Consider the following 24,815-nt stretch of genomic DNA (forward strand, 5'->3'; position numbering starts at 1 on the left):
GAATCGGCCGCATGATCGAGGCGCGGCGGCTGCACATCCTGCGGGCGGTGGCCGACCACCGCACGGTGACGGCCGCCGCCGCCGCGCTCCACCTCACCCCCTCGGCGGTCTCCCAGCAGCTCGCCGCCCTGGAGCAGGAGACCGGCCACCGCCTGGTAGACCGCGGGGCGCGCGGCGTACGGCTGACCCCCGCGGGCGAGATCCTGCTCGGCCACACCCACGCCGTCCTCGCCCAGCTGGAGCGGGCCGAGGCGGAGCTGGCCGCGTACGGCTCGGGGGAGGCCGGGACGGTCACGGTGGCGGCCTTCGCCACCGGCATCGCCCAGGTCGTCGCCCCCGCGGTGACGCGCCTCGCCCGCACCGCGCCCGGCATCCGCATGCGCGTGCAGGACGCGGAGGGCGACGCCAGCCTGCCGATGGTCCTCGACCGGCAGGTCGACGTCGCGGTGGCCGTCGAGTACCGGGGCGCCCCGGGCGCGGACGACCCGCGCCTGACGCACGTCCCGCTGTACGCGGAGCCGTTCGACGCCGTCGTGCCGGTCGGCCACCGGCTCGCCGGGCACACCGAGGTGCCGCTCGCCGAGCTGGCCAAGGACCCGTGGATCGGTCCCTACCCCGGCAACCCCTGCCACGACGTGGTGGTCCTGGCCTGCGAGCACGCCGGGTTCCAGCCGCTGCTCGAACACTCCTCGGACGACTTCCGCGCCGTCGTCGCCCTCGCCTGCGCCGGCGCGGGCGTCGCCCTGGTGCCCCGCTCCGCCCTGCGCGGCACGGACACCACCGGGGTGGTCGTCCGCCCCGTCGACGGCGCCGCCCCCACCCGCCGGGTCTTCGCCGCCGTACGCCGCGGGGCGGAGGGCCACCCACTGATCCGGCCGGTCCTTCAGGCGCTGCGGGAGGCGGCACCGCTGGGGTGACGGACGCCGCCCTCTGGCACTGTTTCTCACATCCGGGTTAGATTCCCGAATATGAGACGCAATACGGAAGGTGTCGCCCAGGGCGGCGGGGGAGCGGAGCCCGACCCGGTCGACGTGCGGCTGGGCGCGCGCCTGGCCGCGCTGCGGGCCGAACGCGGCTGGTCGCTCGGGGAACTGGCCGAGCGCAGCGGAGTGAGCCGCTCGACCCTGTCCCGGGCCGAGCGCGCCGAGACCAGCCCCACGGCCGCCCTCCTGAACCGCCTGTGCGCGGTGTACGGACGCACCATGTCCCAGCTGCTCAGCGAGGTGGAGACGGCCCCCGCGCCCCTGGTGCGCGCGGCCGACCAGGCGGTGTGGGAGGACCGGGCCTCCGGCTTCGTGCGCCGCTCGGTGTCGCCGCCGCACCCGGGCCTGCGCGGCGAACTCGTCGAGGGGCGGCTCGCGGCCGGCGCCGACATCGCCTACGACCGCCCGCCCGTCGCGGGCCTCGAACAGCACGTCTGGGTGCTGGAGGGCTCCCTGGAGGTCACGGCCGACGGTGTCGGGCACCGCCTCGGCGCCGGGGACTGCCTGCGGCTGAGGGTGTGGGGACCGACACGGTTCTGGTGCCCGGGCCCCGAGGACGTGCGGTACGCGCTGGCGGTGGTGCTGCCGTGACGACGACGAAGGACGAGGTACGTGTCGTACGGCTGGCGGGCGGCCAGGTCGCCGAGGCGGCACCCGCTCTGGCCGGTCTCCTGGTCGACGCCGTCGACGGGGGCGCCTCGGTCGGGTTCCTCGCGCCGCTGGGCCGGGACGAGGCCGCGGACTGGTGGCGGGGGCGGGCGGCCCCGGCCGGGGACGGCTCGCTGGCGGTGTGGGCCGCGTACGCGGGGGAGCGGATCGTCGGCACGGTGAGCCTCGCCTTCGCGGACCGGCCCAACAGCCGCCACCGGGCGGAACTGGTCAAGCTGATGGTGCACCGGGAGGGGCGCGGGCGGGGACTGGGCCGGGCCCTGCTCGCCACCGCCGAGCGCGCGGCGGCGGAGGCGGGCGTCACGCTGCTCACCCTGGACACGGAGACGGACAGCCCCGCCGAGACCCTGTACCGGTCGGCGGGGTGGACGCGCGTGGGGACCGTCCCGGACTACGCGCTGACACCCGACGGCGTGCTCCGCCCGACGACGCTCTACTTCAAGCGGGTGGGGCCTGGGACCGAGGGCGGGGCCGACGCCGAGGGCGGAGCCGGGGCCGGCGGCGAAGGGACCGGCAGGGGAGGGGCCGCCGGAGGAGAGGGCGGCAAGGAAGGGGTCGCCAGAGGAGGGGAGGACAGGGAGGAGGCCGTCGTCGGGGAAGGGGACGACCGGGAAAAGACCGTCATCGGGAGCTGAGTGTCAGTGGGGTTGGCTACGGTGCGTCCCATGCCGGACACCGACGCCGAAGACGTACGCCGTATCGCCCTGTCCCTGCCGGAGACGGTGGAGAAGACCGCCTGGAACATGCCGACGTTCCGGGTCGCGGGCAAGATGTTCGCCACGCTGCCCGAGGACGGGACCTCCATGGCCGTGCGCTGTCCCAAGGTGGAGCGCGACGAGCTGGTCCTGGCGGAGCCGGGGAAGTTCTGGGTCGCCGACCACGAGGCGTTCTCCGCGTGGGTGAGGGTGCGGCTCGCGGCCCTCGAGGACGAGGCGGAGCTGCGCGACATCCTCGCCGACTCCTGGCGCCAGGCGGCACCGCCCCGGCTGCTCGACGCGCACCCGGGACTCGGGGTGCCGGCCCACGGGTGACATCCGCGTCCTTTGCCCACGGGTGTCACTCGCGTCCCCGTCCGTGGGTGTCACCCACGTCCTCGCCCGTGGGCGGCGCCGCGCCGCCACGCGCGGACCGGAGTAAACCTGTGCGCGACCACCGGCCCGAGTGCGGTATGGTTTCCGTGCACGTTCGGCCAGGGGAAACCCCAGGTCACAGCGGGCAACGGGACGTGGCGCAGCTTGGTAGCGCACTTGACTGGGGGTCAAGGGGTCGCAGGTTCAAATCCTGTCGTCCCGACTGTTCGAATGATCGAACGTCGCAGGTGAGAGGCCGTTTTTGAACGGCCTCTTTCTGTTTTGCCGTGCTTCCGGCTGGGAGCACGGGAACAGGAGCGCGCTTCCGGTGTCCCCTTGTCTGGTTGCTCCCGTTCCGGCACCGACCGCTCAACCGCAGAAGTGACCATCGCGGAGACCGGCGGTGGTGCGGCGAGGGCTGACGGGAGGCCGCCCGGGCGCGGTGAAAGAGGTCAAACCTGCGGCAGGGAGAAGAGGGCATGTCCGGTGGCGCGGCCGGTGGTGTCGGGGAGCCGGCCCGTGCGTGTGCGGGAGTGGAGGAAGACGGTGCCTCGCTGACCTTCGGATGCGGGAAGCGTTCCGCGAGCCGTGCTTCGAAGGGGCCGACGGCGTGCAGACCGCGGAGCCGGACCGTCACGAGCAGGTTGCCGGAGCCGCTGACGGACACGGCGAGGCGGACCTCCTCCTTCCGGACCGACGCGTTGCCCGTGCCCCGGGACGGGTGCGGGGGCTGCCGTGCGGTGGAACACGCGTCGAGAGCCCCCGTGAAGGGGTGGGCCGGGTCGCAGCGGAAGGTGATGACACCGTCCCGGGCCGTCCGCTGAAGCCGGCGACGGGTGGTGGCTCGTTCATCCCGGTCGACGCATCGCGATCGAGGGGACCGAGGCGTCCGTCGGGGCGAGGCCGACGAATTCGAGGGTCCGCGTGCGGCACCGCACCTCGACGTAGGTGACGGTCGCGGATCTCGCCGCATCGTATGCGGCAACCCGGGCCGGGCCGTTCGCGCGCAGTCGTCCCCAGGGGGCCGCCGCAGTCGTGTCCACGCCCAGTCGAAAGTTTCGAAAGGGCGTGGACATGCTTGCGTCACGGTCCTTCCGTATGTCATTCCATCCCTCGCGATGGTTCGCGTGAGGGGCAACTTGACCAGCGAATACGTGCTCACCAAGACCTCTTCTGATTAAGGAAATGTTTCCGAAAGATTGTCGAAAGTGTTGACAGGCTCATGGCGCTTTACGAAAACTGTGGCCACCGAACGACAGGAGACCGTCGTTCCCCTCGCGTCATGTGGCCGGGGACGGCGGTCGGTCGTCGCGGCACGACGACGGGTCACCGCCGCCGTGTTCCATGCAAGGCCGCGGACGGCAGAAGCCGCCCGACCCCCGCCAGCCTTCATCGGGAGGACGCATGCAACAGGACCGGATCCAGCAGAACCCCGCTCCCTTCAGCGGCTTGAGCCGACGAGGCTTCCTCGGCGGCGCCGGCACCGTCGCGCTCGCCACCGCGTCCGGACTGCTGCTGCCCGGCACCGCCCACGCCGCCACCACCATCACCACCAACCAGACCGGCTACGACGGCATGTACTACTCGTTCTGGACCGACGGCGGCGGCTCCGTCTCCATGACGCTCAACGGCGGCGGCAGTTACAGCACCCGGTGGACCAACTGCGGCAACTTCGTCGCCGGCAAGGGCTGGAACACCGGCGGGCGCAGGACGGTCCGCTACACCGGCTACTTCAACCCGTCGGGCAACGGCTACGGCTGCCTCTACGGCTGGACGTCGAACCCGCTGGTGGAGTACTACATCGTCGACAACTGGGGCAGCTACCGGCCGACCGGCGAGTACAGGGGCACCGTCTACAGCGACGGCGGCACGTACGACATCTACAAGACGACGCGGTACAACGCCCCCTCCGTCGAGGGCACCCGCACCTTCGACCAGTACTGGAGCGTCCGGCAGTCGAAGGTGACCAGCGGCTCCGGCACCATCACCACGGGCAACCACTTCGACGCCTGGGCCCGCGCGGGCATGAACATGGGCCAGTTCAGGTACTACATGATCATGGCCACCGAGGGTTATCAGAGCAGCGGAAGCTCGACCATCACGGTCAGCGGCTGACCTCTGTCCGGCGAACGACCGGCTGCGGGCTCCGTCCTCGTATCGGGTCCCGCAGCCGTGGCGAACCCGCCGCCGTGGTCAGGAAGACACGGTCGGCCGCCTGGAAACCAAGGCGCTGGTCGCCGGGCCGACGGTGCAGGACGGCGAGCCGGTGACGCAACGCGAGGATCTCGACGTCCTTGTCGTGGTCGCTCATCGGGATCGGCCGCAGGGCGGTGAAGGCGTGGGTGACGGCGATGCAGGCCAGGCGTACGAGCATGAGCAGTGATCATTGCCGACCGCTGTCGGCGACGCGACAGCAGGGCTGAACTGCACCGACGCAGTATTCGGCACCCACACCCGCACCCGCACGCTCGTCGCCTTGCTCGGCACCTGGGAAGTCGCCGGCCCTACGATCGCCGATCGCGTCACCGGCGTCGTTCCGCTCGGATGCCTCCAGTGAGCATCGGCCGGCCGCCGTCGATCACCGGGCCGCCGACCTGAGGGCCGGCGGGCCCGCACCGGTCAGGCCACCGGGCCCAGCTGATCCAGTTCGTTGCCGATCGTCTCCCGCAGCACGTCGTGCTGCGGACCCAGCCCGAACTGCTCGTCGCTCCACCGCTCACGTGGATAGAGCCACACCGGCCTGCCCACCGCATCGGCCGGCTCCCACTCGAACCGCGGCCAGACATGCGCATGCAGGAACGGGTCCGTGTTCCCCAGGATCTCCAGGTTGACCCGGCGGAAAGCCGGGTCCAGCCGCCGGCAGGCACGCTCGACCGCTTCACCGAGCCGGTCCATGTCCGACAGGAACGACAGCCGTTTCGTCCTCGGCAGGTCCGACAACCGCTGCACATCCGGTTCGTCCACGAGCAGAACCGAGTATCCCGGCAGGAACTGGACATCCCCGATCACCGCGAACCCCGAAGTCAACCGCCGCATCACGGTCGGGTTCTCACCCTTCAGCGCGGTCCCGACCCGGTCCGTCCGCCAGTCACCAGCCATGGTCAGAACCTACATTCCGGTGAGCACGGACCGCTCTTCGATCCCCGTCCCCTCGCACGGGTCGAAGACCGGGCAAGTGGGGCGAGGAGCCCCCAGGCCGTTTTTGAGAATCCTCAGCACAGTGCCCGTTCTGGCAGTCACCGAGGAAGGTGACCTCGGAGCGGATCGCCCCGGGGTCAGTAGGGTGGCCGTATGTCGCAGCCGCTGCCGTCCCTGGTCACCGAGGCGGCAGCAGGGTCCCTCGCCGGCGCCCGGCTCCGCCGGTACGAGATGGGCCCGGCTCTCATCGGGGCAGGGGCGGACGCGACCGTCGTCATCGTCGTGCCCGGGGACAACCCGGGGGTCAGCGGCGTCCAGGACTCCACCAAGGTGCTGCTGCGCGGGGACAGGGCTTCGGACCTCCATGCGCGGTTCGCCTTCCGGGAGCCGCTGCCCGTCCATGTCTTCGCCCGCCTGGACCAGGGCTGCCTCCTCTCGGCGCCGCACTCTGCAGGCGAACGCCGTCCGTGTCCGCCGACTTCGACCACGCCGAATGGGAGCTCGACCGCCCGCTGGGCCGCGAGGCGCTGGACGTAGTACGACCGGTCCCGGAGCCCGGACCGGTACCAGCGGTGGACTGGATCGAGCAGGTGGAAACGGATCCGATCCGGGCTTTGAGACCGTTCGTCCTCGGCTGGTTCCCGCCGAGGCGACGGAGCCGGCCGAGGAGGGGAGCGCGGCGGGCGAAGTGGACGACCTGCCGGAGGCGTTGGCCTCCTTCCGGCGCCTGGCCCGCCTTCGCCCGGCGATCCACGGATTCCACGACCCGATACTGCGGCGGCCGCAGCGTGCTTCCGCTCCGCTCCGCTCGGCTAGAGGCCGGTCTTCGCCGTGTGGAACGGGGCCGGGATGGACTGGTCCGTCCTGTGGCCACCGGAGGGACCGGACGAAGCCGAGCCCGCGCGTGGCTCACCGAATGATCGAACGCATCTCCCCAGGTCAGTAGCGGTGAAGCAGTCTTGGAGCACTACGACGTCCGAGTGTGAGGAATAACAGGCCCCTAGGGTCTTCCATCTCGTGATCATTTAGCGGAAAGCATCGAGGAAAGAAGAGGCAAGCGGCAAGCGTGTACGCCTGCCGGTGACTCCGTCCGTGCAGTGCGGGCGAAGAACGCAGTCGAAACGGAGAGCAAGAAGGAGTACGTGGTCAGCGAGGTGTTCACCTCGGGTCCGGTGACGGTGGTGCTGCACCGGGCGTATGACAGATACTCGTTGCGGATTCCCGGAGGCACGGCGGTGCGGAGCGAGTAGCCGGCTTCCGGGCGCGAAGGTCCCCACCGCTGCCGGCGGGGGCCTTCGCTCGGTGGTATCTGTGGTTGTCACTGGAGAAGGGGTATGCGTGTCGCGCAGTGGGGGATCCGGCCGCGGGGCCGTCGGCAGAGTCGCGCGGACCGCGGCTGCCGTCGTGGTCATCGGCGTGATCGGCGGTTGTTCGTCGCCGCACGCGCCGGGTCGGTCCGACGAGCGGGAGCGGAGTTACTGCACCGGGCTGGGTGCCTGGCAGGACGCCAGGAGGGCCGCGGACGGAAGTGCCGAGGCGGCGGGCGACGCGGCTCTTGCCGCCGCGAAGGTGCTGGACCGTGAGGGGCTGGACCACGACGGCAGTCATGTCCTCCGCGACACCGCGGCGGCCGTCGGCGGCGACGCGGGCGCCGAGAGCCGTGTGGTGTCCTACTGCGACGCCACGGGATTCGAGACGCTGGTCGGTTGAGAGGCGGGGCTCAGGAAGCGACAGCACCGCCGGGGGACAAGGGGCTGCAGGTTCGAATCCTGTCGTCCCGACCGTGGAAGCGCGGTCGCAGGGGTCGTTCTGGAGCGGCCCCTGACGTGTTTCCGGGGCCTGCCCTGACGGGAGCCTTCCGTGGCGCCCCGACGCGAGCGGGGCGGTGCGCCGGTCCGCTCGGGGTCGGCCCTTGACCGCTCTCCTTAGTCGAAATGCAGTCGGTCCGCCATATGCCGTCTCTCCTCATCTTCGGCTCGTCCTCGTCGAATTGGGCTCGCTCTCCGTGCGGGGCCGGACGCTTTGCGCGTTCACCGGTCCGTGGCCCCGGCTCCTATTCGCTCCTCCTGCCGCCCGTACGGTGCGGAGCCGTGCCGGTCGGCAAAGTGAGCGAAGTTCTACTCTGCAAGGTGAAAGCCGATCAAGCGGCGTGTGGAAGACCGTTGTGCATGCCGCACGCCGTCAGGGCGCTAGGAATGGGGCAGAGTGGGCGATACGTTGCAATGTGCTGATATTCGTGTGGTGGTAATAGAAGGAATTCCCCTGATCCTGAACGGCTTGCGCTCCGCGCTGGAAAGCGGCGGAATGACCGTCGCCGCGGGGACGCGGGACGCGCGTGCGGGCGTGCGCGTGGTCCGCGAGGAGAGGCCCGACGTGGTCATCGTCGACCTCGATCCGCCCGGTCGCGCGGGGGTCGAACTGCTGGAGCGGCTGCGCCGGCAGTATCCGGCGGCCCGGCTGATCGCCTCGGTGTCCCCTGAATACGACGACGACAAGCTGTTGTTGGCCACCCTGATGGCGGGAGGCACGGGTTATCTGCTGAAGAATACGGAGACGGTGGATCTGCTGCGTACCGTGCGGGCCGTGCGGCAGGGCTACGTCATAGTGGGACCGCGGGGCGGCGGCGAATTCTCCGCTCTTCTGGAAGGACTGGCGGAATCCCGCGAGGCGCTCCCGTTCCCGGCCCTCACGAACCGGGAGCGCGAGGTGCTCCGACTGGTCTCCCTCGGCTACGGAAACCGTCGGATAGCCCAGGAGCTGTTCATATCGGAGAAGACCGTGCGCAACTACGTCTCGGCCATCCTGCCGAAAATCCAGGTGTCGAGCCGGCTGGAGGCCATGGTCTCGGCGCGGCTTGCCGGTCTGCAGACCGCCGGTCCCGGTGCGGGCGGGGGCGGGGGCGGGGGTACGGGAAGCGGCGTGGGCGCCGACGCCGGCGCCCGGGCGGGTACGGGTTCCACGGGCACGGGTTCGGCGGGCGCGTAGGCGCGTAGGCGCGGCGGACGGCGCCGGCTCCGGGGTGGACGGCACCCCGTCGTGGGCGTCCGCGGTGGGCGCTCGCCGCGCGTGTGCGCTCCGGGCCGGTGCCGTCCGGTTCAGGTGTCCGGACGGCACCGGGTGCGGAGGGCGGGAGCGGGTGGCACCGGTCGTGGGCGGCCGGGCGGGAGTCACCCGCCGTGCGTGACCGTGCCGGGTCTCACCCGCTGTGGGTGACGAGCCCCGCCGCCAGGAGGCGGCGCAGGCTCTTGGCGACCTGCCGGCCGGCCTCCTCGGAGTCGGCCGGCAGCGCCACCGCGCGGGCGTAGGCCGCGCGCAGCGAGGCGGGGTCGCGTCCGTCGCACAGGGAGTAGACCGTCCAGGAGCGGGCGTTCAGCCAGTGCATCCGGGCCGACCGCGTGGTGCCCACGATGAGCTGCCCCAGGCCGGGCAGGGCGCACGCGTCGACCGGTGCCACCCGCTCCAGGACGCCCTTTGACGGGATCTCCGGCAGGCGCCCCTCCTCCCCGGACCCGGCGGCCGCCGCCGCGGCCCGGGCCGGTGGCTCGGGCGCCTCGGCGTCCACCAGGCGCAGCGCGGCGAGGAGCCAGCGGGCGAACCGCCGGCCGTTCTCGGTCAGCGCCTCGTCGGGCAGGGACAGCACGCACTCCGCGAGGTGGCGGGCCCGCTCCGCGGCGGTCCGGTACGTACCGTCCTGCGCGGCGGGGGTGCCGGGGCTGGGCTCGTCGATCTCCTCGACCGACGGGGGCGCGCCGAACCTCTCGCGCACCGCCTCGCCGGCGGCGGCCGCGGCGGCCCGGAACGCCAGTACATGGACGTAGAAGTGCAGGGCGACGAAGACCCGGATGAGGGTCCACGAGCCGATCCGCCACGGGATCGGGACGCGCTCGGTGGGGTTCGCGACCAGGGAGCCCGTCCGCAGGGCGTCGAAGAGCTTGAGGTGGGCGCCCTCGTGGAGCAGGCTCTCCGCGGCGAGCCACGGGGAGGCGCAGCGCTCGGGCGCCAGCAGGACCGCCGAGGGGAGCGGGTCGCCGCCGGACATCGACTGCAGGGGTCCCTCCTCGCTCTCCCGGTGGGTGAAACCGACCACGGTGACGTGTCCGAGCACACCGGCCCCCGAGGACGGCAGCAGCGTCGCGAGGAGGTCCGCCCCCGCGCGCAGGCCGGCCATGACCTCGTCCGTGGGGCGGACCGGAGCCGCCGCCCCGCTGCCGAGCGCGTCCCGGTACAGCTCCATGAGCCGCTCGCCCAACTTCTTCTGCGCGTCGTTGCGCGGGGCCGGCTCCGTCAGCACCCAGGCGTCGCCGAGGCCGGGCCAGGCGCGCAGGTGCGGGTGGGCGAGGGCTTCGCAGGGACCCGTGGAGGACGGGGCGTCCGCCGACGGGTCGGCCGCGCCGTCGCCCACGTAGGCGGCGAACGAGCTGCGGTCGAGCCGGCCGCGCTCCAGCTCCACGAGGTCGACCTCGAAGCAGTTGCGCAGTACCGGGTCGTACAGCAGCGGGCGCAGCCGCTCGTCGGGCGCCGCGGCCGTCGCCCGCAGCACCTCCGCGCCCTCGGCGTCGTGGCGCGCCAGCATGGTCAGGCCCAGCCGGAACCGCGCGAGGTTGCGTTCGGCGATGGCGGCGGAGTCGCCGAACTGCCCGTCGGCGCTGAGCAGGGCGTCGGCCCGGGCCACCGCGTCGGTGGCCGACGGCGTGCCGGCGGGCTCGGGGGAACCGGCGGAACCGGTGGAGGAGGAAGCGGGCATGACGAACCGTCCCTTTGCTGGCTTTTCGTGTGATTCCCCGCAGGGTTCCCGCGGGTGTCGCTCCGGTCCGCCGGAGGCGCCCGCCCGGAGACGTCCGCGACGAAGGAGGCGCCTGCCCCGAGGTGCCTGCCCCGAGGCGCCCGCCGTGGAGGCGCGTGCTCCGGAGGCGCTGCGGAAGAGGTGGCGTGGCGGGGTGTCGCGGAGGAGGTGACGCGGCGGAGGCGGCCGCACCGGGCGCCGCGCGCCGGTCCCGGCCGGACGTCGGTTCCGGCCGGGCATCGGTCCCGGCCGGGCGCCGGACCCTCCCGTGGGTCCGGCGCCCGGCCTCAGGCGCCGCGTGTCAGGCGGTCAGGGCCGCCTGGTAGGACGGGAGCCAGGCGCGCTCCTCCGGAGCGTCGACGGCGACGGTCGAGGCCTCGTCGTCGAGGTACGCCTCGGGAGCCAGGTCGGGGGTCTCGATGTGGTCCACGAGCATGTTCAAGCCCTTCGGTCGTCGGTGGACGGTACGAGCCGGGCGGGACGTGGTGCGCCCCGTCCGGCCGTCACATTCTCCGGCGCCCCCGTCCCGCCCTGATGGGGCCGTTGTCCCGAATGTTGTCCCGTGTCACCGCAGTGACGGTGGGTCACTTGCGCCTCGTGCGTAACGGCGGCCGTGCACCGGTGTCCGTCCCGCACGCTCGCTGTTTGCGGCCACCGCCCGCGCGGCGGCGGAACCGGACCCTCACCCGGTCCGGCGCCCCCGCCGCGTGTCGAAGCGGTCCCACTCCCGTGCCCAGGCGTCCATGCGCCGCCGGTCCAGGCGCGCGCGGGCCAGCCGGGCGGCGGCCAGGACGGTGCCGCCGGCGCCCGCCGCGGCCAGCGTCGCGGTCATGGTCCCCTGGAAGCGTGCCTCGGCACGGGACGGCGGCCGCGAGGTCAGCTCGCCGCGGCTGTCCGCCCACACCGTGACACGGGTGCCGGCCGCGGCGTCGGCGGGCACCTTGGCGCGGCCGGTGCGCACCGCGCCGTCCGCACCCGTCCAGCGGACCGGGGCCCATGCGCGGTTCTCGCCCGCCACGGTGGAGGCCGCCCCGACCCGCGCGTCCGCGACCAGCACGGCCGTGACGTCGCTGCACCCCGCGCGCCGGCCGTCGAGACCGCGTACGACCAGGTCGTGGACGACCAGCGCGGAGATCACCCCGCCCAGTACGGCGATCACCCAGGCGAGCAGCACGATCCAGGCCTCGGCGAGGTCGCTGCGCCGTCGCAGCGGGTTCTGCCGCCAGCGCCACAGACGCACCGTCGTACGACGTGTTCCCGGCATCGGCCGACACCCCCTCGTAGCACCGACACCCTCCCGACAGTGTGCTCCCGGCGGGCCGCCGGAGCGCCCCGGGAGGAGCGGCGGGGCACCGACAGCGAACGTCTGCCGTAGCCGGGGCGAGCGTCGCTGCGTACGCGTCTCACGCCGACGGCTCGGCGGACGTACGCGCCGCACGCCGACGACTCGGCGGGTGCATGCGTCTCACTCCGGCGGTCCGGCGGCGTCGGGCCCGTCCGGCTCCGCGAGGCTCTGCTCGGTCCAGATGACCTTGCCCTCGGAGGTGTAGCGGGTGCCCCAGCGCTCGGTGAAGCGGGAGATCAGGAAGAGTCCCCGGCCGCCCTCGTCGGTGACCCGGGGGTGCTTCAGATGGGGCGCGGTGGCGCTGGCGTCGGAGACCTCGCAGATCAGCGACCGGTCACGGATGAGCCGGAGCCGGATCGGCCCGGTGGCGTGGTTGACCGCGTTGGTGACGAGCTCGCTGACGACCAGCTCCAAGGGGAACGTCAGCTCGTCCAGGCCCCACTGGGCCAGTCGGCGTACGGTCTCGCGCCGGGCCCGCGGCACCGCGGACGGGTCGGCGGCCAGCTCCCAGCAGACGACCCGCTCCCCGGCCAGCCGGTGGGTCCTGGCCAGCAGCAGCGCGGCGTCGTCGGCCGGCCGCTCGGGCACCAGGTCGTCCATGAGCGCCTCGCACCACCGCTCCAGCGGCTGCGGCCGGCGTGCGTGCGCGGCGAGCGCCGCCCGCAGCCGCTCCCGGCCCCGGTCGTGGTCCGCGTCCCCGGCCGGTCCGCCGTCCGCGGCCAGCATCCCGTCGGTGTACAGCGCGAGCACGCTGCCCTCGGGCAGGTCGGTCCCCACGGACTCGAAGGGCGGGCCGCCCACGCCCAGCGGCGGCCCCACCGGCATCCGGACCGACCAAACCGTGCCGTCCGGGGCGACGACCACGGGCGGCGGGTGCCCGGCGCTCGCCATCGCGCAGTGCCCCGTCACGGGGTTGTAGACGACGTACAGGCAGGTGGCGCCCAGGGCGCGCGGGCCGCCGGTGCCGGGTCCCGCGTCCAGCTCCCGCGCCCCGCGGGCGACCAGGTCGTCGGCGTGCGCGAGCACCTCCACGGGCGGCAGGTCCAGGTCGGCGAGCGTCTGCACGACGGCCCGCAGCCGCCCCATCGCCGCGGCCGCCTCGATGCCGTGCCCGACCACCTCGCCCACCACCATCGCCACCCGCGCGCCGGACAGCGGGATGAGGTCGTACCAGTCGCCGCCGACACCGGCGAGGGCGTCGGCGGGCCGGTAGCGGGCGGCGGCGTCCACCGCCGCCCGCTCGGGGATGCGGTACGGCAGCAGGCTGCGCTGGAGGACCAGGGCGGCGTCGCGTTCGCGCGTGTAGCGGCGGGCGTTGTCCATCCAGACGGCGGCGCGTGCGACGAGTTCCTCGGCGAGCCCCACGTCCTCCGCGTCGAAGGGGTCCTGGTGCCCGCGCCGGAGGAACACGGCGACGCCCAGGGTGCAGCCGCGGGCCCGGACCGGTACCACGAGGGCGCTGTGCGGCCCCGGTCCGGGGAGGGCGGGCCGTCCGTCGGGAGCGCCGGCGGCCCACTCCCCGGCGAGCGGGCCGAGCCGCCGCTCCCACCAGGAGGTCCCCTCGCTAAGGCAGCGTGCGGGCGGGGAGTCCGGGCGGTACGGGACCAGGTGCCCGGCGGGGACGGCCGCCTCCGGTTCCTCCGGGTGCGCCGACCGCTGCCCCGCGCGCCGCAGCGGCACCGCCCGTCCGCCGGGGACCCGGTCCGGCGCGGGCCCGGGCTCCAGGGACGCCGGGGGCTCGCCTCCTTGCAGCACCGGGTCCAGCAGGTCCACCGCGACGAAGTCGGCGAGTTCGGGCACCGCCACGTCCGCCAGCGCCTGCGCGGTGCCCGTCACGTCGAGGCGGGCGCCGATGACCTCGCCGGCCCGGTCCAGCAGGGCGAGCCGGCGCCGCGCCCGGTAGCGCTCGGTCATGTCCACGACCGTGTAGGAGACGCCCAGCGGGCGCCCGCGCTCGTCGACGAGCCGGATGAACGACATCAGGTGGGCCGTCTCCCGGTACGGGGCGGAGCGCAGCCGGCCCACGTGCTCGTGGTCGCGCACCGGCTCGCCCGTCTCCAGGACGCGGCGCATCACGGCCTCCAGGCCCTCGGCGTCCAGGCCCGGCTGCACCTCGCCGATCCTGCGGCCGGCCCGCCGCGCGGCGGGACCGCCGCCGAACTGCTCCAGGGCGGCGTTCGACCACACGTACCGCAGCCCGGTGTCGAGGACGGCCATGCCCACCGGCGAGCCCGCGACCAGCTGGTCCAGTACGGAGCAGGGCAGGTCCGAGCCGGGCGCGCCGGCCGGTCCGGCCAGCACCACCCAGCGCACCGGGCCGGGGCCGTCCGGCACGGGCGCCGCGCGCACCGTCAGCCGTACGGTGTGCCCGTCCCGGTGCCGTACGGTCAGCGCGCCCGCCCAGCCGCCGTCCGCGTCGCGCCCCGCGCCGGCCGGGCCCGGGAGGCGCGCCGTGTCGGCGGGCACGACCAGGTCCGCGACCGCCCGGCCCACGGCCTCGTCCGGCGCGTACCCGAGCAGCCGCTGCGCCTCGGCGGTCCAGCCGGTCACCACGCCGTCGCCGTCGAGCAGCACGGTCGCGGCGTCGGCCGTACGGGGCCGCCGCCCGGCGGTGTCGTCGTCCTCGCTCGCGCTCACTGCACCGCGGCCCTCCCTGTCCCTGGGGGTCCCTGGCGGGCGGCCCCCTCGTACGGGGACCGCTCGCCGTCGCCCATCCATTGACCCTCGGGAGAGGGCGGTCCGCACGTCGAGGCGCCGGGGAGGGGGAGTGGCGGGTGAGAAAGCGTGCGCCGTGGCCACGGCCATGACTGCGGCTGGGCCGGGCCGGGCTGTGGTCATGGCTCGCGCCGGGACCGGGACCGGATCCGGGGCAGGGGCCCGCTCGGGCTCACAGCAGTCCGACCGCCGTGTCCACCGCCGTCTCCACGCCGCCCTCGGCCGGGTACAGCAGCGACCGGCCGACGACCAGGCCCTGCACGGTCGGCAGCCGCAGCGCCTTGCGCCACCGCTCGTACGCGCCCTCCTGGTCCCGTCCCACGTCGCCCCCCAGGAGGACGACGGGCAGGGTGGAGGTCTCCAGGACCCCGGCCATGGCGTCGGCGTCGTCGGTGACCGGGAGCTTCAGCCAGGTGTAGGCGGAGGTGCCGCCCAGGCCGGAGGCGACGGCGATGGACCGGGTGACGGCCTCGGCGCTCAGGTCGTTGTGGACCACGCCGTCGATCCGGCGGCTGACGAACGGCTCGACGAACACCGGCAGCCGCAGCTCCGCCATGGCGTCGACGGCCCGCGCGGCGGACTCCAGCGTGGTGAGGGAGCCGGGGTCGGCGTAGTCGATGCGCAGCAGCAGCTTGCCCGCGTCGAAGCGGAGGCGGGCGAGGTCCCGGGCGCGGTGGCCGGTGAAGCGGTCGTCCATCTCGAAGACGGCGCCGGCCAGGCCGCCGCGGTTCATCGAGCCCATGACGACCTTGTTCTCCAGGGCCCCGAGCAGCAGCAGGTCCTCCAGCACGTCGGCGCCGGCGAGCACCCCGTCCACGCCGGGCCGGGACAGCGCGACGCACAGCCGCTCCAGCAGGTCGGCCCGGTTGGCCATGGCGAGGCGGCGGTCGCCGACCGCGAGCGCGCCGCGCGCCGGGTGGTCGGCGGCGACGATCAGGAGCCGTCCGCTCTCGCCGATCAGCGGGCGGCGGGCACGGGCGGCGGCCGCCTCGGCGACGGCCTCGGGACGCCGGGCTCTCACCGTGACCAGATCGGGGATGCCGATACTCAAGGGAGGCTCTCTTTCCGGAGGTCGGATCGGCGGGCACCGGCGGCGCGCCGGCCGTGGGGCGCGGAGCCCTCCAGGTGTAGGACTTTCCCCGGCGCACTGTCAAGCGTTTGTACTTACATACTGACCTGCGCGTCATGGTGTCCGGACAAACCATGGACAGCGGGCACCTCAGGTGCTTGGATCGCGCCGAGCGCGGCATCCGTGTGAACGGACAGGAACCGGACCGAGGTCCGGGCCGGAAGGGACTTCGCGATGACCACTGCCCTCGACCGCATCCGGGTCGGCTCGGCACCCGACTCGTGGGGGGTCTGGTTCCCCGACGACCCGCGGCAGGTGCCCTGGGAACGCTTCCTGGACGAGGTGGCCGAGGCGGGCTACGCGTGGATCGAACTCGGGCCGTACGGCTATCTGCCGACCGACCCCGCGCGCCTCACCGACGAGGTGGACCGGCGCGGGCTGCGCGTGTCGGCCGGCACCGTCTTCACCTCGCTGCACCGCGGCCCGGCCGTCTGGGACGCCACCTGGGAGCAGGTCGGCCGGGTCGCGGAGCTCACCCGCGCCATGGGCGCGCGGCACCTCGTGGTCATCCCGTCCTTCTGGCGGGACGACCGGACGGCCGAGATCGTCGAGCCGCCCGAGCTGACCGGCGAGCAGTGGGCGCACCTCACCGGAGGCATGGAGCGGCTCGGCCGCGAGGTCCGCGAGCGCTACGGGCTCGACATCGTCGTGCACCCGCACGCCGACACGCACATCGACACCGAGGAGCACGTCGAGCGCTTCCTCGACGCCACCGACGGCGACCTGGTCGACCTGTGCCTGGACACCGGCCACTACGCCTACTGCGGCGGCGACAGCGTCAAGCTGATCGAGACGTACGGCGAGCGCATCGGGTACCTGCACCTCAAGCAGGTGGACCCGGAGATCCTCGCCGACGTCGTGGCGAACGGGGTGCCGTTCGGGCCGGCCGTGCAGCGTGGTGTGATGTGCGAGCCCCCCAAGGGCGTCCCGGCGCTCGAACCGGTGCTCACCGCCGCGCAGGGCCTGGGCGTGGACCTCTTCGCCATCGTCGAGCAGGACATGTACCCGTGCGAGCCCGACCGCCCGCTGCCGGTCGCCCGGCGCACCCGCCGCTTCCTGCGCTCCTGCGGCGCCTGAGCGGACGCGGCGCGGCCCTCCACGGACGCCGTGACGGGCCCTCGCGAACGAGCGGCGGGCTCCCGCCGACGGGCAGCGGTTCTCCGCGGACGGGCGGCGGGGTCCTCACGAACCGGCGGCGGGACCCTCACGAACGGGCGGCGGGGCGGGCCGGGGCGGACACGCCCCGGCCCGCCCCGCGATGCCCGTGACGTCCCGGCCGGTCAGGCGGACGCTCCGGGCGACGTCTTCGCGGACGGCTTGAGCGGGTCGTGGCCCAGTGACATCAGCCGGTGGCGGCGCTCGGTCCCGTACGCCTGCGGCTCCTTCTCCAGGTCCGTCTGCGACTCCAGGGTGTCCACCACCCGGCGCATCACCTCGACGTCGGCCTCGGTGAGGTCCACGCGGCGCTTCTGGAGGATGCCCAGCACGTGCTGACCGGTGGGCGAGCCCGCCTGGTCGGGAAGCGGTTCGGTGTCCTCGTGCGCGTCCTCCGTCTTGAGCCAGGCGGAGAGTTCGGCCGAGGTCATGTTCACCAGGCGGTGGAACTCCTCCCACAGCGCGTCGAGTTCCAGGGTGTCGGCCATGGCGCGTCCCTTCCGTTCTCGTCTCGCGGTCGTACCGCGGTGCGAGTGCCCGGAGCGGAACGGCGGAAACACGGGGGCCGACCACCGCGGCGGGCGCTCCCGGCCCCGGTCCGGGGCGTCCTGACCGGACCGTCCTCTCCGGCCGCCCCGCTCCGGGGCGGCCGGGTCCGGCCCTGCCCCGTCCGGCCCTGCCCCGTCCGGCCGGCCCGCTCGGTCCGCGGGCACCCGCTCAGTCCGCGAGCACCCGGTCGACGAAGCGCGTCACCTCGCAGAGCACCTCGGTCCGGTTCGTCTCGTTGAAGACCTCGTGCCGCGCGCCCGGGTACACACGCTCGGCGCAGTCGGTGCCGCGCAGCTCCGCCACGCCGGGGCGGCTGCCCTCCAGTGGCACGATCCGGTCGTCGCCGCCGTGCACCCACAGCAGCGGCAGCGGACCCACGTCCCCGCCCTTGGAGACCGTCTCCTGGGCGCGGACCAGCGCCTCCAGCGTCGGCCGCTTGAACGGGCCGTGCCACACCAGCGGGTCCGCCGCGTACGCCTCGCCGACCTCCGGGGCGCGCGAGAGCGTGGCCGGGTCGATGGGCACGTCGGGCAGCTCGTCCAGCGCGAGCAGCCGGCGGGGCAGCTCCCAGGACCCGATCACCGGTCCGGACAGGACGAGACCGGCCAGTCCGTCGCCGTACCGCTGGGCGTACCGGGCGGCGATCAGGCCGCCCATGGAGTGTCCGATCAGCACCACCGGCACGTCGGGGTGGGCGGTGCGCGCCACCTCCTCCACCGCGCGCACGTCGGTGACCACGTCCTCGAAGTCCTCGATCAGCACGCGCTCGCCCGCCGACCGGCCGTGCCCCGTGTGGTCGGGCCCGTACACCGCCGCGCCGTGCCCGGTCAGCAGGTCGGCCACGTGCTCGTACCGGCCGACGTGCTCGCCGTAGCCGTGGACGAGCAGGGCGACGTAGCGCGGGTCCTCCCGGGGCCACTCGCGGACCGCGAGCGTGCCGTGGGTCCCCGTGAGGGTGTGTTCGCGCGAGTGGGTCATCGCTCCTCCATCGTCGTCGGCCGAGGTCACGGGGGATCTTCCCAGGGAGCCGGGCAGCGGTCTATAGTCCGAAACTAGCAGTGCTAATTAAGTGTGGTTCAGTGAGGAGCCGTCACCGTGCGTCCCGTCCACTTCGCGGCCGCCCGCCGCACCCCCATCGGCAGGCTGCGCGGGGCGCTGTCCACCGTGCGCCCCGACGACCTGGCCGCGACCGTGGTCCGCGACCTCGTCGCCGGACTGCCCGCGCTCGACCCGGCCCGGATCGACGACGTCTACTGGGGCGCCGCCAACCAGGCCGGCGAGGACAACCGCAACGTCGCCCGGATGGCCGCCCTGCTCGCCGGCCTGCCCGACTCCGTGCCCGGCGCCACGGTCAACCGGCTGTGCGCCTCCGGCCTGGAGGCCGTCACCACCGCCGCCCGCGCCATCGCCTCCGGCGAGGCCGACGTCGTGGTCGCGGGCGGCTCCGAGTCCATGAGCCGCGCCCCCTTCGTGCTGCCGCGCCCCGACGAGGCGCTGCCGCGCGCGATGGAGACCTTCGACACCCGGCTCGGCTGGCGGCTGGTCAACCCGGCCATGCGCGAGCTGCACGGCGTCCTCGCCATGGGCGAGACGGCCGAGGAGGTGGCGCGGAAGTACGGGATCACGCGCGCGAGGCAGGACGAGTTCGCGCTGCTCAGCCACCGGCTCGCCGCCGACGCCCGCAAGAACGGCCGCTTCGGCGCCGAGCTGGTGCCCGTCACCCGTCCCGACGGCGTCGTGGTGGGCGCCGACGAATGCGTCCGCGAGGACACCTCGTACGACAGGCTCGCCTCGCTCAAGCCCGTCTTCCGCGCGGACGGCACGGTCACCGCGGGCAACGCCTCGCCCATGAACGACGGCGCCGCCGGCCTCGTCCTCGTCAGCGAGGAGGTCCTGCGCGAGCTGGACCTGGAGTCCCTCGGCCGGTACGTCGCCGGGGCCTCGGCGGGCGTCCACCCGGACGTCATGGGCATCGGTCCGGTACCCGCCACGCGGAAGGTGCTCGCCCGCGCCGGCTGGGAGATCGGGGACGTCGAGGAGGCCGAGGTCAACGAGGCGTTCGCCGCCCAGGCGCTGGCCTGCGTCGACCTGCTCGGCATCGATCCCGAGCGGGTGAACCCCACCGGCGGCGCCATCGCCCTCGGCCATCCGCTCGGCTGCTCCGGCGCCCGCATCCTCACCACCCTGCTGCACCGCATGCGCCGCACGGGCGCCGGGCGCGGCCTCGCCACGATGTGCGTCGGCGTCGGCCAGGGCAGCGCCGTGCTCGTCGAACGCCCCTGACCCGGAGGGACCTCGAACGTCCCTGACCCGGAGGGACCTCCGGACCCCCCACCAGTACGCAAGAAACGGAGCACCCCTCCATGGCAACCCTGTCCGTCGCCGCGATCCTCGCCGAGAACGCCCGCCGCCGCCCCGCGAGGACGGCCCTGGTCGAGGGAGACCTGCGGCTGACCTTCGCCGAGGTGTGGGAGCGCGCCCGCGCCCAGGCCGGCGCCCTCGCCGCGCTGGGGGTACGGCCGGGGGACCGGGTGGCGCTGATGGCACCCAACACCGCCGACTTCCCGCACGCCTACTACGCGATCGTGGCGGCGGGCGCCGTCGTCGTCCCCGTCCACCTGCTCCTCACCGCCGAGGAGGTCGAGCACGTCCTGAGGGACAGCGGGGCGGGCCTGCTGCTGTGCCACCCGGCGCAGGCGGGGACGGGAGCCGCGGCGGCGCGGGCGGCGGGCGTGCGCGTGGTCGCCCTGGGCGCGGAGTTCGAGGAGCTGGCGGCGCGGGCCGAGCCGCTGCCCTCGTACGTCGGGCGCGAGGCGGACGACCCGGCGGTCGTCTTCTACACCAGCGGCACCACCGGCGTCCCCAAGGGCGCCGTGCTCAGCCACTTCAACATCGTGATGAACGCGACCGTCAACGCCTTCGACGCCAACGACCTGCGCTCCGACGACGTCGCGCTCGGCGCGCTGCCACTGTTCCACGCCTTCGGGCAGACCGTCTCGCTCAACTCCACCTGGCGCGCGGGCGCCACGCTGGTCCTGCTGCCGCGCTTCGACGCGGCGAAGGCGATCGAGCTGATGGTGCGCGAGGGCGTGAACACCTTCCACGGCGTGCCCACGATGTACGTGGGCCTCGTGGCGGCCGCCGCCGAGGCCGCCGAGCTGCCCGCGCTGCGCGTGTGCGTCTCCGGCGGCGCCTCGCTGCCCGTCGCCGTCCTCGAACGCTTCGAGGCCGCCTTCGGTACGAAGGTCTACGAGGGCTACGGGCTCTCGGAGACCTCGCCGAGCGCGACGGTGAACCAGCCGCTGCTCGGCACCCGGCCCGGCACCATCGGGCACCCCCTGTGGGGCGTGGAGGTGGAGATCGCCCGCGCCGAGGTCGAGGAGCGGATCGAGCTGCTGCCGGCGGGGGAGACGGGCGAGGTCGTCGTCCGCGGCCACAACGTGTTCTCGGGGTATCTCGGCCGTCCCGAGGAGACCGCGAAGGCGCTGGTCGACGGCTGGTTCCGCACCGGCGACCTCGGCACCAAGGACGAGGACGGCTTCCTGCGGATCGTCGACCGCAAGAAGGACGTCATCATCCGCGGCGGCTACAACGTCTACCCGCGCGAGGTCGAGGAGGCCCTGATGCGGCACCCCGCCGTCGCCCAGGCCGCCGTGATCGGGGTACCGGACGACCTGCACGGCGAGGAGGTCTGCGCGGTGGTCGTCCGCGCCCCGGAGGAGACCGGAGCCGGGACGGACGGCGGGGCCGGGGCCGGGACCGAGGCCGGGAGCGTCGACGCGGCCGCGCTCACGGCCTGGTGCAAGGAGCGCCTGGGGCGGCACAAGTACCCGCGCCGCGTCGAGTTCGCCGACGACCTGCCGCTCGGCCCCAGCATGAAGGTGCTGAAGCGGGAGCTGCGGGCGCGGTACGCGGAGTGAGGCCGGCCGGCGCCGGACGGGCCGGCGACGACTGCGCGCCGCGCCGCCCGGCGGACCGGCGACGACCGTACGCCTCGCCCGGCGGTGTCGTTTGGCGGCGCCGTCCGTGAGACGCCGGCGCCCGCGGCATATAGGTGCACGTAGCATCGGGTCCCGCAATGGACACGATGACGCTCTGGCACCTCTCCACCGGGGAGTTCGCCGCCCTCGCAGCCGCCGCCCTGCTCGTCGGCTTCTCCAAGACGGCCGTCAGCGGGGCCAACACGGTCAGCCTCGCGATCTTCGCGGCCGTCCTGCCCGCCCGCGAGTCCACCGGCGTCCTGCTGCCGGTCCTCATCGTCGGGGACGTGCTCGCCGTGCTCACCTACCGGCGGCACGCCCACTGGCCCACGCTGTGGCGGCTGTTCCCGGCGGTCGCCGCGGGCGTCGTCGTCGGCACCCTCTTCCTGCTGTGGGCCGACGACGCGGCCGTCCGCGTCTCGATCGGCGTGATCCTGCTGGTGATGGCCGGGGTCACGGTGTGGCGGCGGCGCCGGGCCGACCGGGAGGAGGAGGGCCCGGAGCCGGTGGCCTCGCGCGCCGGGCGGGTCAAGGCCCGCTCCTACGGGGTGCTCGGCGGCTTCACCACCATGGTCGCCAACGCGGGCGGCCCCGTGATGTCGATGTACCTGCTCTCGGCGGGCTTCCGCAAGCTCGGCTTCCTCGGCACCTCGGCGTTCTTCTTCCTGATCGTCAACGTCTCCAAGGTGCCCTTCAGCGTCGGCCTCGGCCTGATCGACGGCCGCTCGCTGCTGCTCGACGCGGTGCTGGCGCTGTTCGTGCTGCCCGGAGCCCTGATCGGCAAGTTCGCCGTCGACCGGATCGACCAGCGCCTCTTCGAGCGGCTCGTGATCGCCGCGACGGTGCTGGGCGGGCTCCAGCTCCTGCTGCGCTGACCGTGCCGGCCGGGAGGCCCGGACGCTGGGGGGCGCGCCGACCGGCGTCGGCCGGACGGGCCGGACGGCCCGGACCGCCCGGTCGCGGCCCGGCTGCGGCCCGGTCGCGGTCCGGCCGCGGTCCGGTCGTCAGCGCGCGCCCGCCGAGGCCGTCGCGCGCGCCGGGGCGTCGAGGTGCGACCCCGAGGCGAACCCGGTCGTCAGGTCCTCGACCAGCAGGCGTTTGGCGATGGCGTCGACCGCGGCGCGCAGGTCCTGCCCGGACGGGCGGCCCAGGGACCGCTCCACGCGCTGCGTCAGCCAGGCGGCCCACGCCTCGCTGATCACCCGCGCCTCGCGCGCGCCGGCCGGTGTGTGCGAGAAGAACGCGCCGTCGCGGGTGAGATAGCCCTCCTCGACCATCCGCTCGAAGACGGGCACCAGCACCTCGGGCGGCATCCGGCGGCGGGCGGAGATCAGCCCGAGACGGGCGTGGCCGACCAGCCGGGTGTACAGGTCGACCTGCATGACGGCCCAGGCGCCCGCCCGGTCGAGCCGGGTGTCGGACTCGGCGACGATCCGCCCGGCGGTCTCCAGCGTCGTACTGCCGATGATCCTCCCGACGGCGGACTCCAGCACCTGGCGGGAGTCCGCGGGGGAGGGGGAGGCGAAGCCCTCGCCCATGTCCGAGGAGCCGAGCCGGGCGCTGTCGCGCAGCCGCACCTGCTTCAGGAACAGTGCGACCACGAAGCTCAGCAGCGCCACCGGGACCGTCCACAGGAACACGGTCCGCAGCGTGTCCGCGTACGCGCCGATGAGGGGCGCGGCCGCCGCCGAGGGCAGGTCGTGCAGCCCTTCGGGGCTGGTGGCGGCCCGGCCGATGACCGTCGGATCGGCGGCGCCGGTGCGGGCGGCCTCGGCGACGCCGTCGGTGAGGTTCGGCCGCAGCGTGTTGGCGTAGATGGTGCCGAACACGGCGGTGCCGAACGAGCTGCCCAGCGTACGGAAGAAGGTGACGCCGGAGGTGGCCGTGCCCAGGTCGGCGTAGTCCACGGTGTTCTGCACGGCGATCGTCAGGACCTGCATGGACAGGCCGATGCCGGCGCCGAGCACGAGCATGTACAGCGACTCCAGCCAGCCGCTGGTGCCCGCGTCCATCAGGGACAGCAGGAAGAGACCGAGCGCCATGACCAGCGAGCCGATGATGGGGAAGATCCGGTACGTGCCGGTCTTGCCGACGACGTTGCCGCTGATGACGGACATGACCAGCAGCCCGACCACCATCGGCAGCGTGCGCACGCCGGAGATCGTGGCCGAGTCGCCGTCCACGTACTGCAGGTAGGTCGGCAGGAAGGTCAGCGCGCCGAGCATGGCGAAGCCGACGATGAAGCTCAGGATCGAGCAGACGGTGAAGACCGGGTTGCGGAACAGGCGCATCGGCAGCATGGGCTGCGCCGCGCGCGTCTCGGCCAGGCAGAACAGGGCGAGGGCGACGACGCCGCCCGCGAAGAGGCCGATGATGACCGGCGAGCCCCAGGCGTACTCGTTGCCGCCCCAGCTCGTCGCCAGGATGAGGGCGCTCGCGCCGATCGCGACCAGCGCGATGCCCAGGTAGTCGATCACCGGGCGGGAGGCCGACTTCACCACCGGGATGGTGCGGGCCGCGGCGATGACGACGACGATCGCGACGGGCACGTTGACGTAGAAGGCCCAGCGCCAGCTGAGGTGGTCGGTGAACAGGCCGCCCAGCAGCGGCCCGACGACCGTGGCCAGGCCGAACACCGCGCCGATCGCGCCCTGGTACTTGCCGCGCTCGCGCAGCGGGATCACGTCGGCGATCAGCGCCATCGCCGTGACCATCAGGCCGCCGGCGCCGACGCCCTGCATGGCCCGCCACACGATCAGCAGGGTCATGTTGCCGGCGAGGCCGCACAGGAAGGACCCGACGACGAAGACGACCGCCGAGACCTGGAAGACCACCTTGCGGCCGAACAGGTCGCCGAACTTGCCGACCAGCACCGTGGCGACGGTCTCCGCGAGCAGGTAGCTCGTGACCACCCACGACATGTGCTCGGCCCCGCCCAGGTCCGACACGATCGTGGGCAGCGCGGTGCCGACGATGGTCTGGTCGAGGGCCGCGAGCAGCATCCCGAGCACGATCGTCACGACGATGACGTTGCGGCGGCGGGAGTCCAGGACGGGCGGCTGCGGCGCGGCGGGCGCGCCGCCCCCCGCGGACCCGGCGGGCCGCCCGGCGGACGGGGACACGGTGGCGTCGGAGGTCGTCGGAGGCGTCACATCCGCCACTCTCACACCGATGGGTGGAGTGTGCATGCGGAGACTGTCCGGGCGGGTGGGACGGAGCCCGGGAGGGGCGGGACCGGGAGGGACGAGGGCCGGGAGGGACGGAGCCCGGGAGGGACGAGGGCCGGGAGGGTACGGGGG

Annotated in this window: 21 protein-coding genes, 1 tRNA gene and 1 pseudogene; 13 read left to right on the forward strand and 10 right to left on the reverse strand. The window is 73.9% G+C overall.

The features are described from left to right. Positions 1 to 11 precede the first annotated feature (11 nt). The 6 genes and pseudogenes from IE271_RS22345 to xynA all read left to right on the forward strand — a co-directional run bounded on the left by IE271_RS22345 (position 12) and on the right by xynA (position 4,837). Positions 12 to 917, forward strand: a complete 906-nt coding sequence (locus IE271_RS22345) for a LysR family transcriptional regulator (protein WP_190192173.1) — start codon at positions 12 to 14, stop codon at positions 915 to 917. A gap of 51 nt (positions 918 to 968) precedes the next feature. Next, positions 969 to 1,574 (forward strand): helix-turn-helix domain-containing protein, encoded by a 606-nt coding sequence (locus tag IE271_RS22350; RefSeq protein ID WP_190192174.1) that lies wholly within the window; start codon positions 969 to 971, stop codon positions 1,572 to 1,574. Positions 1,575 to 1,606: 32 nt separating this feature from the next. Further along, positions 1,607 to 2,122, forward strand: a pseudogene (locus IE271_RS22355) (GNAT family N-acetyltransferase); the annotation flags it as partial. A 195-nt stretch (positions 2,123 to 2,317) separates the two neighbouring features. After that, a complete protein-coding gene (locus IE271_RS22360) occupies positions 2,318 to 2,683 on the forward strand; it encodes an MmcQ/YjbR family DNA-binding protein (protein WP_190192175.1) in 366 nt (121 codons plus the stop codon). Positions 2,684 to 2,871: 188 nt separating this feature from the next. Continuing rightward, a tRNA-Pro gene (locus IE271_RS22365) sits at positions 2,872 to 2,945 on the forward strand. A 1,181-nt stretch (positions 2,946 to 4,126) separates the two neighbouring features. Next, positions 4,127 to 4,837 (forward strand): endo-1,4-beta-xylanase XynA, encoded by a 711-nt coding sequence (gene xynA / locus IE271_RS22370; RefSeq protein ID WP_190192176.1) that lies wholly within the window; start codon positions 4,127 to 4,129, stop codon positions 4,835 to 4,837. Here the strand turns inward: xynA and IE271_RS22375 are convergent. Together IE271_RS22375 and IE271_RS22380 are read right to left on the reverse strand one after the other, a co-directional pair. After that, complete coding sequence (locus IE271_RS22375) at positions 4,827 to 5,096, reverse strand: hypothetical protein (protein WP_190192177.1); 270 nt, start codon at positions 5,094 to 5,096, stop codon at positions 4,827 to 4,829. The two genes, xynA and IE271_RS22375, sit on opposite strands and share 11 nt — an antisense overlap. 245 nt (positions 5,097 to 5,341) lie before the next feature. Next, complete coding sequence (locus IE271_RS22380; protein ID WP_190192178.1) at positions 5,342 to 5,821, reverse strand: HIT family protein; 480 nt, start codon at positions 5,819 to 5,821, stop codon at positions 5,342 to 5,344. Positions 5,822 to 6,013: 192 nt separating this feature from the next. Here IE271_RS22380 and IE271_RS22385 point away from each other — a divergent pair, with 192 nt between their 5' ends. From IE271_RS22385 to IE271_RS22395, 3 genes are all read left to right on the forward strand, one after another. Next, the gene (locus IE271_RS22385) at positions 6,014 to 6,397 is read left to right on the forward strand and encodes a hypothetical protein (protein ID WP_190192179.1); all 384 of its coding nucleotides are present in this window, start codon (positions 6,014 to 6,016) and stop codon (positions 6,395 to 6,397) included. An 801-nt stretch (positions 6,398 to 7,198) separates the two neighbouring features. Then, positions 7,199 to 7,570, forward strand: coding sequence for a hypothetical protein (locus IE271_RS22390; RefSeq protein ID WP_190192180.1), 372 nt, complete (start codon positions 7,199 to 7,201; stop codon positions 7,568 to 7,570). Positions 7,571 to 8,065: 495 nt separating this feature from the next. Beyond that, complete coding sequence (locus IE271_RS22395; protein ID WP_190192181.1) at positions 8,066 to 8,845, forward strand: LuxR C-terminal-related transcriptional regulator; 780 nt, start codon at positions 8,066 to 8,068, stop codon at positions 8,843 to 8,845. 211 nt (positions 8,846 to 9,056) lie between these two features. Here the strand turns inward: IE271_RS22395 and IE271_RS22400 are convergent, their stop codons facing one another. The 5 genes from IE271_RS22400 to IE271_RS22415 form a co-directional block, all read right to left on the reverse strand. Then, entirely contained in the window at positions 9,057 to 10,604 is a 1,548-nt protein-coding gene (locus IE271_RS22400; protein ID WP_190192182.1) for an aKG-HExxH-type peptide beta-hydroxylase, read from the reverse strand. Positions 10,605 to 10,944: 340 nt separating this feature from the next. Further along, complete coding sequence (locus IE271_RS43365) at positions 10,945 to 11,079, reverse strand: hypothetical protein (protein ID WP_268256211.1); 135 nt, start codon at positions 11,077 to 11,079, stop codon at positions 10,945 to 10,947. A gap of 246 nt (positions 11,080 to 11,325) precedes the next feature. Then, positions 11,326 to 11,907 (reverse strand): Rv1733c family protein, encoded by a 582-nt coding sequence (locus tag IE271_RS22405; protein WP_229919490.1) that lies wholly within the window; start codon positions 11,905 to 11,907, stop codon positions 11,326 to 11,328. Positions 11,908 to 12,108: 201 nt separating this feature from the next. After that, complete coding sequence (locus IE271_RS22410) at positions 12,109 to 14,625, reverse strand: SpoIIE family protein phosphatase (RefSeq protein WP_229919491.1); 2,517 nt, start codon at positions 14,623 to 14,625, stop codon at positions 12,109 to 12,111. Between the two features lie 250 nt (positions 14,626 to 14,875). Further along, positions 14,876 to 15,754, reverse strand: a complete 879-nt coding sequence (locus IE271_RS22415) for a Cgl0159 family (beta/alpha)8-fold protein (RefSeq protein ID WP_190192184.1) — start codon at positions 15,752 to 15,754, stop codon at positions 14,876 to 14,878. Positions 15,755 to 16,006: 252 nt separating this feature from the next. On the opposite strand from IE271_RS22415, the gene IE271_RS22420 reads away from it, so the two are divergent. Continuing rightward, complete coding sequence (locus IE271_RS22420; RefSeq protein WP_190192185.1) at positions 16,007 to 16,909, forward strand: sugar phosphate isomerase/epimerase family protein; 903 nt, start codon at positions 16,007 to 16,009, stop codon at positions 16,907 to 16,909. 203 nt (positions 16,910 to 17,112) lie between these two features. Here the strand turns inward: IE271_RS22420 and IE271_RS22425 are convergent, their stop codons facing one another. Together IE271_RS22425 and IE271_RS22430 are read right to left on the reverse strand one after the other, a co-directional pair. After that, positions 17,113 to 17,475, reverse strand: coding sequence for a DUF3140 domain-containing protein (locus IE271_RS22425; RefSeq protein ID WP_190192186.1), 363 nt, complete (start codon positions 17,473 to 17,475; stop codon positions 17,113 to 17,115). 229 nt (positions 17,476 to 17,704) lie between these two features. After that, the gene (locus IE271_RS22430) at positions 17,705 to 18,514 is read right to left on the reverse strand and encodes an alpha/beta hydrolase (protein WP_190192187.1); all 810 of its coding nucleotides are present in this window, start codon (positions 18,512 to 18,514) and stop codon (positions 17,705 to 17,707) included. A 117-nt stretch (positions 18,515 to 18,631) separates the two neighbouring features. On the opposite strand from IE271_RS22430, the gene IE271_RS22435 reads away from it, so the two are divergent. The 3 genes from IE271_RS22435 to IE271_RS22445 all read left to right on the forward strand — a co-directional run bounded on the left by IE271_RS22435 (position 18,632) and on the right by IE271_RS22445 (position 22,391). Further along, a complete protein-coding gene (locus tag IE271_RS22435; RefSeq protein ID WP_190192188.1) occupies positions 18,632 to 19,819 on the forward strand; it encodes a thiolase family protein in 1,188 nt (395 codons plus the stop codon). An 80-nt stretch (positions 19,820 to 19,899) separates the two neighbouring features. Beyond that, on the forward strand, positions 19,900 to 21,456 hold the full coding sequence (locus IE271_RS22440) for a long-chain-fatty-acid--CoA ligase (protein ID WP_190192189.1): 1,557 nt from the start codon (positions 19,900 to 19,902) through the stop codon (positions 21,454 to 21,456). Between the two features lie 158 nt (positions 21,457 to 21,614). Then, positions 21,615 to 22,391 (forward strand): sulfite exporter TauE/SafE family protein, encoded by a 777-nt coding sequence (locus IE271_RS22445; protein ID WP_190192190.1) that lies wholly within the window; start codon positions 21,615 to 21,617, stop codon positions 22,389 to 22,391. Between the two features lie 129 nt (positions 22,392 to 22,520). Here IE271_RS22445 and IE271_RS22450 read toward each other — a convergent pair whose 3' ends face one another. Next, complete coding sequence (locus IE271_RS22450; protein WP_190192191.1) at positions 22,521 to 24,704, reverse strand: MDR family MFS transporter; 2,184 nt, start codon at positions 24,702 to 24,704, stop codon at positions 22,521 to 22,523. Between the last annotated feature and the right edge of the window lie 111 nt (positions 24,705 to 24,815).

The organism is Streptomyces minutiscleroticus (assembly GCF_014650875.1).
In the GTDB taxonomy this organism is placed as follows: domain Bacteria; phylum Actinomycetota; class Actinomycetes; order Streptomycetales; family Streptomycetaceae; genus Streptomyces; species Streptomyces minutiscleroticus.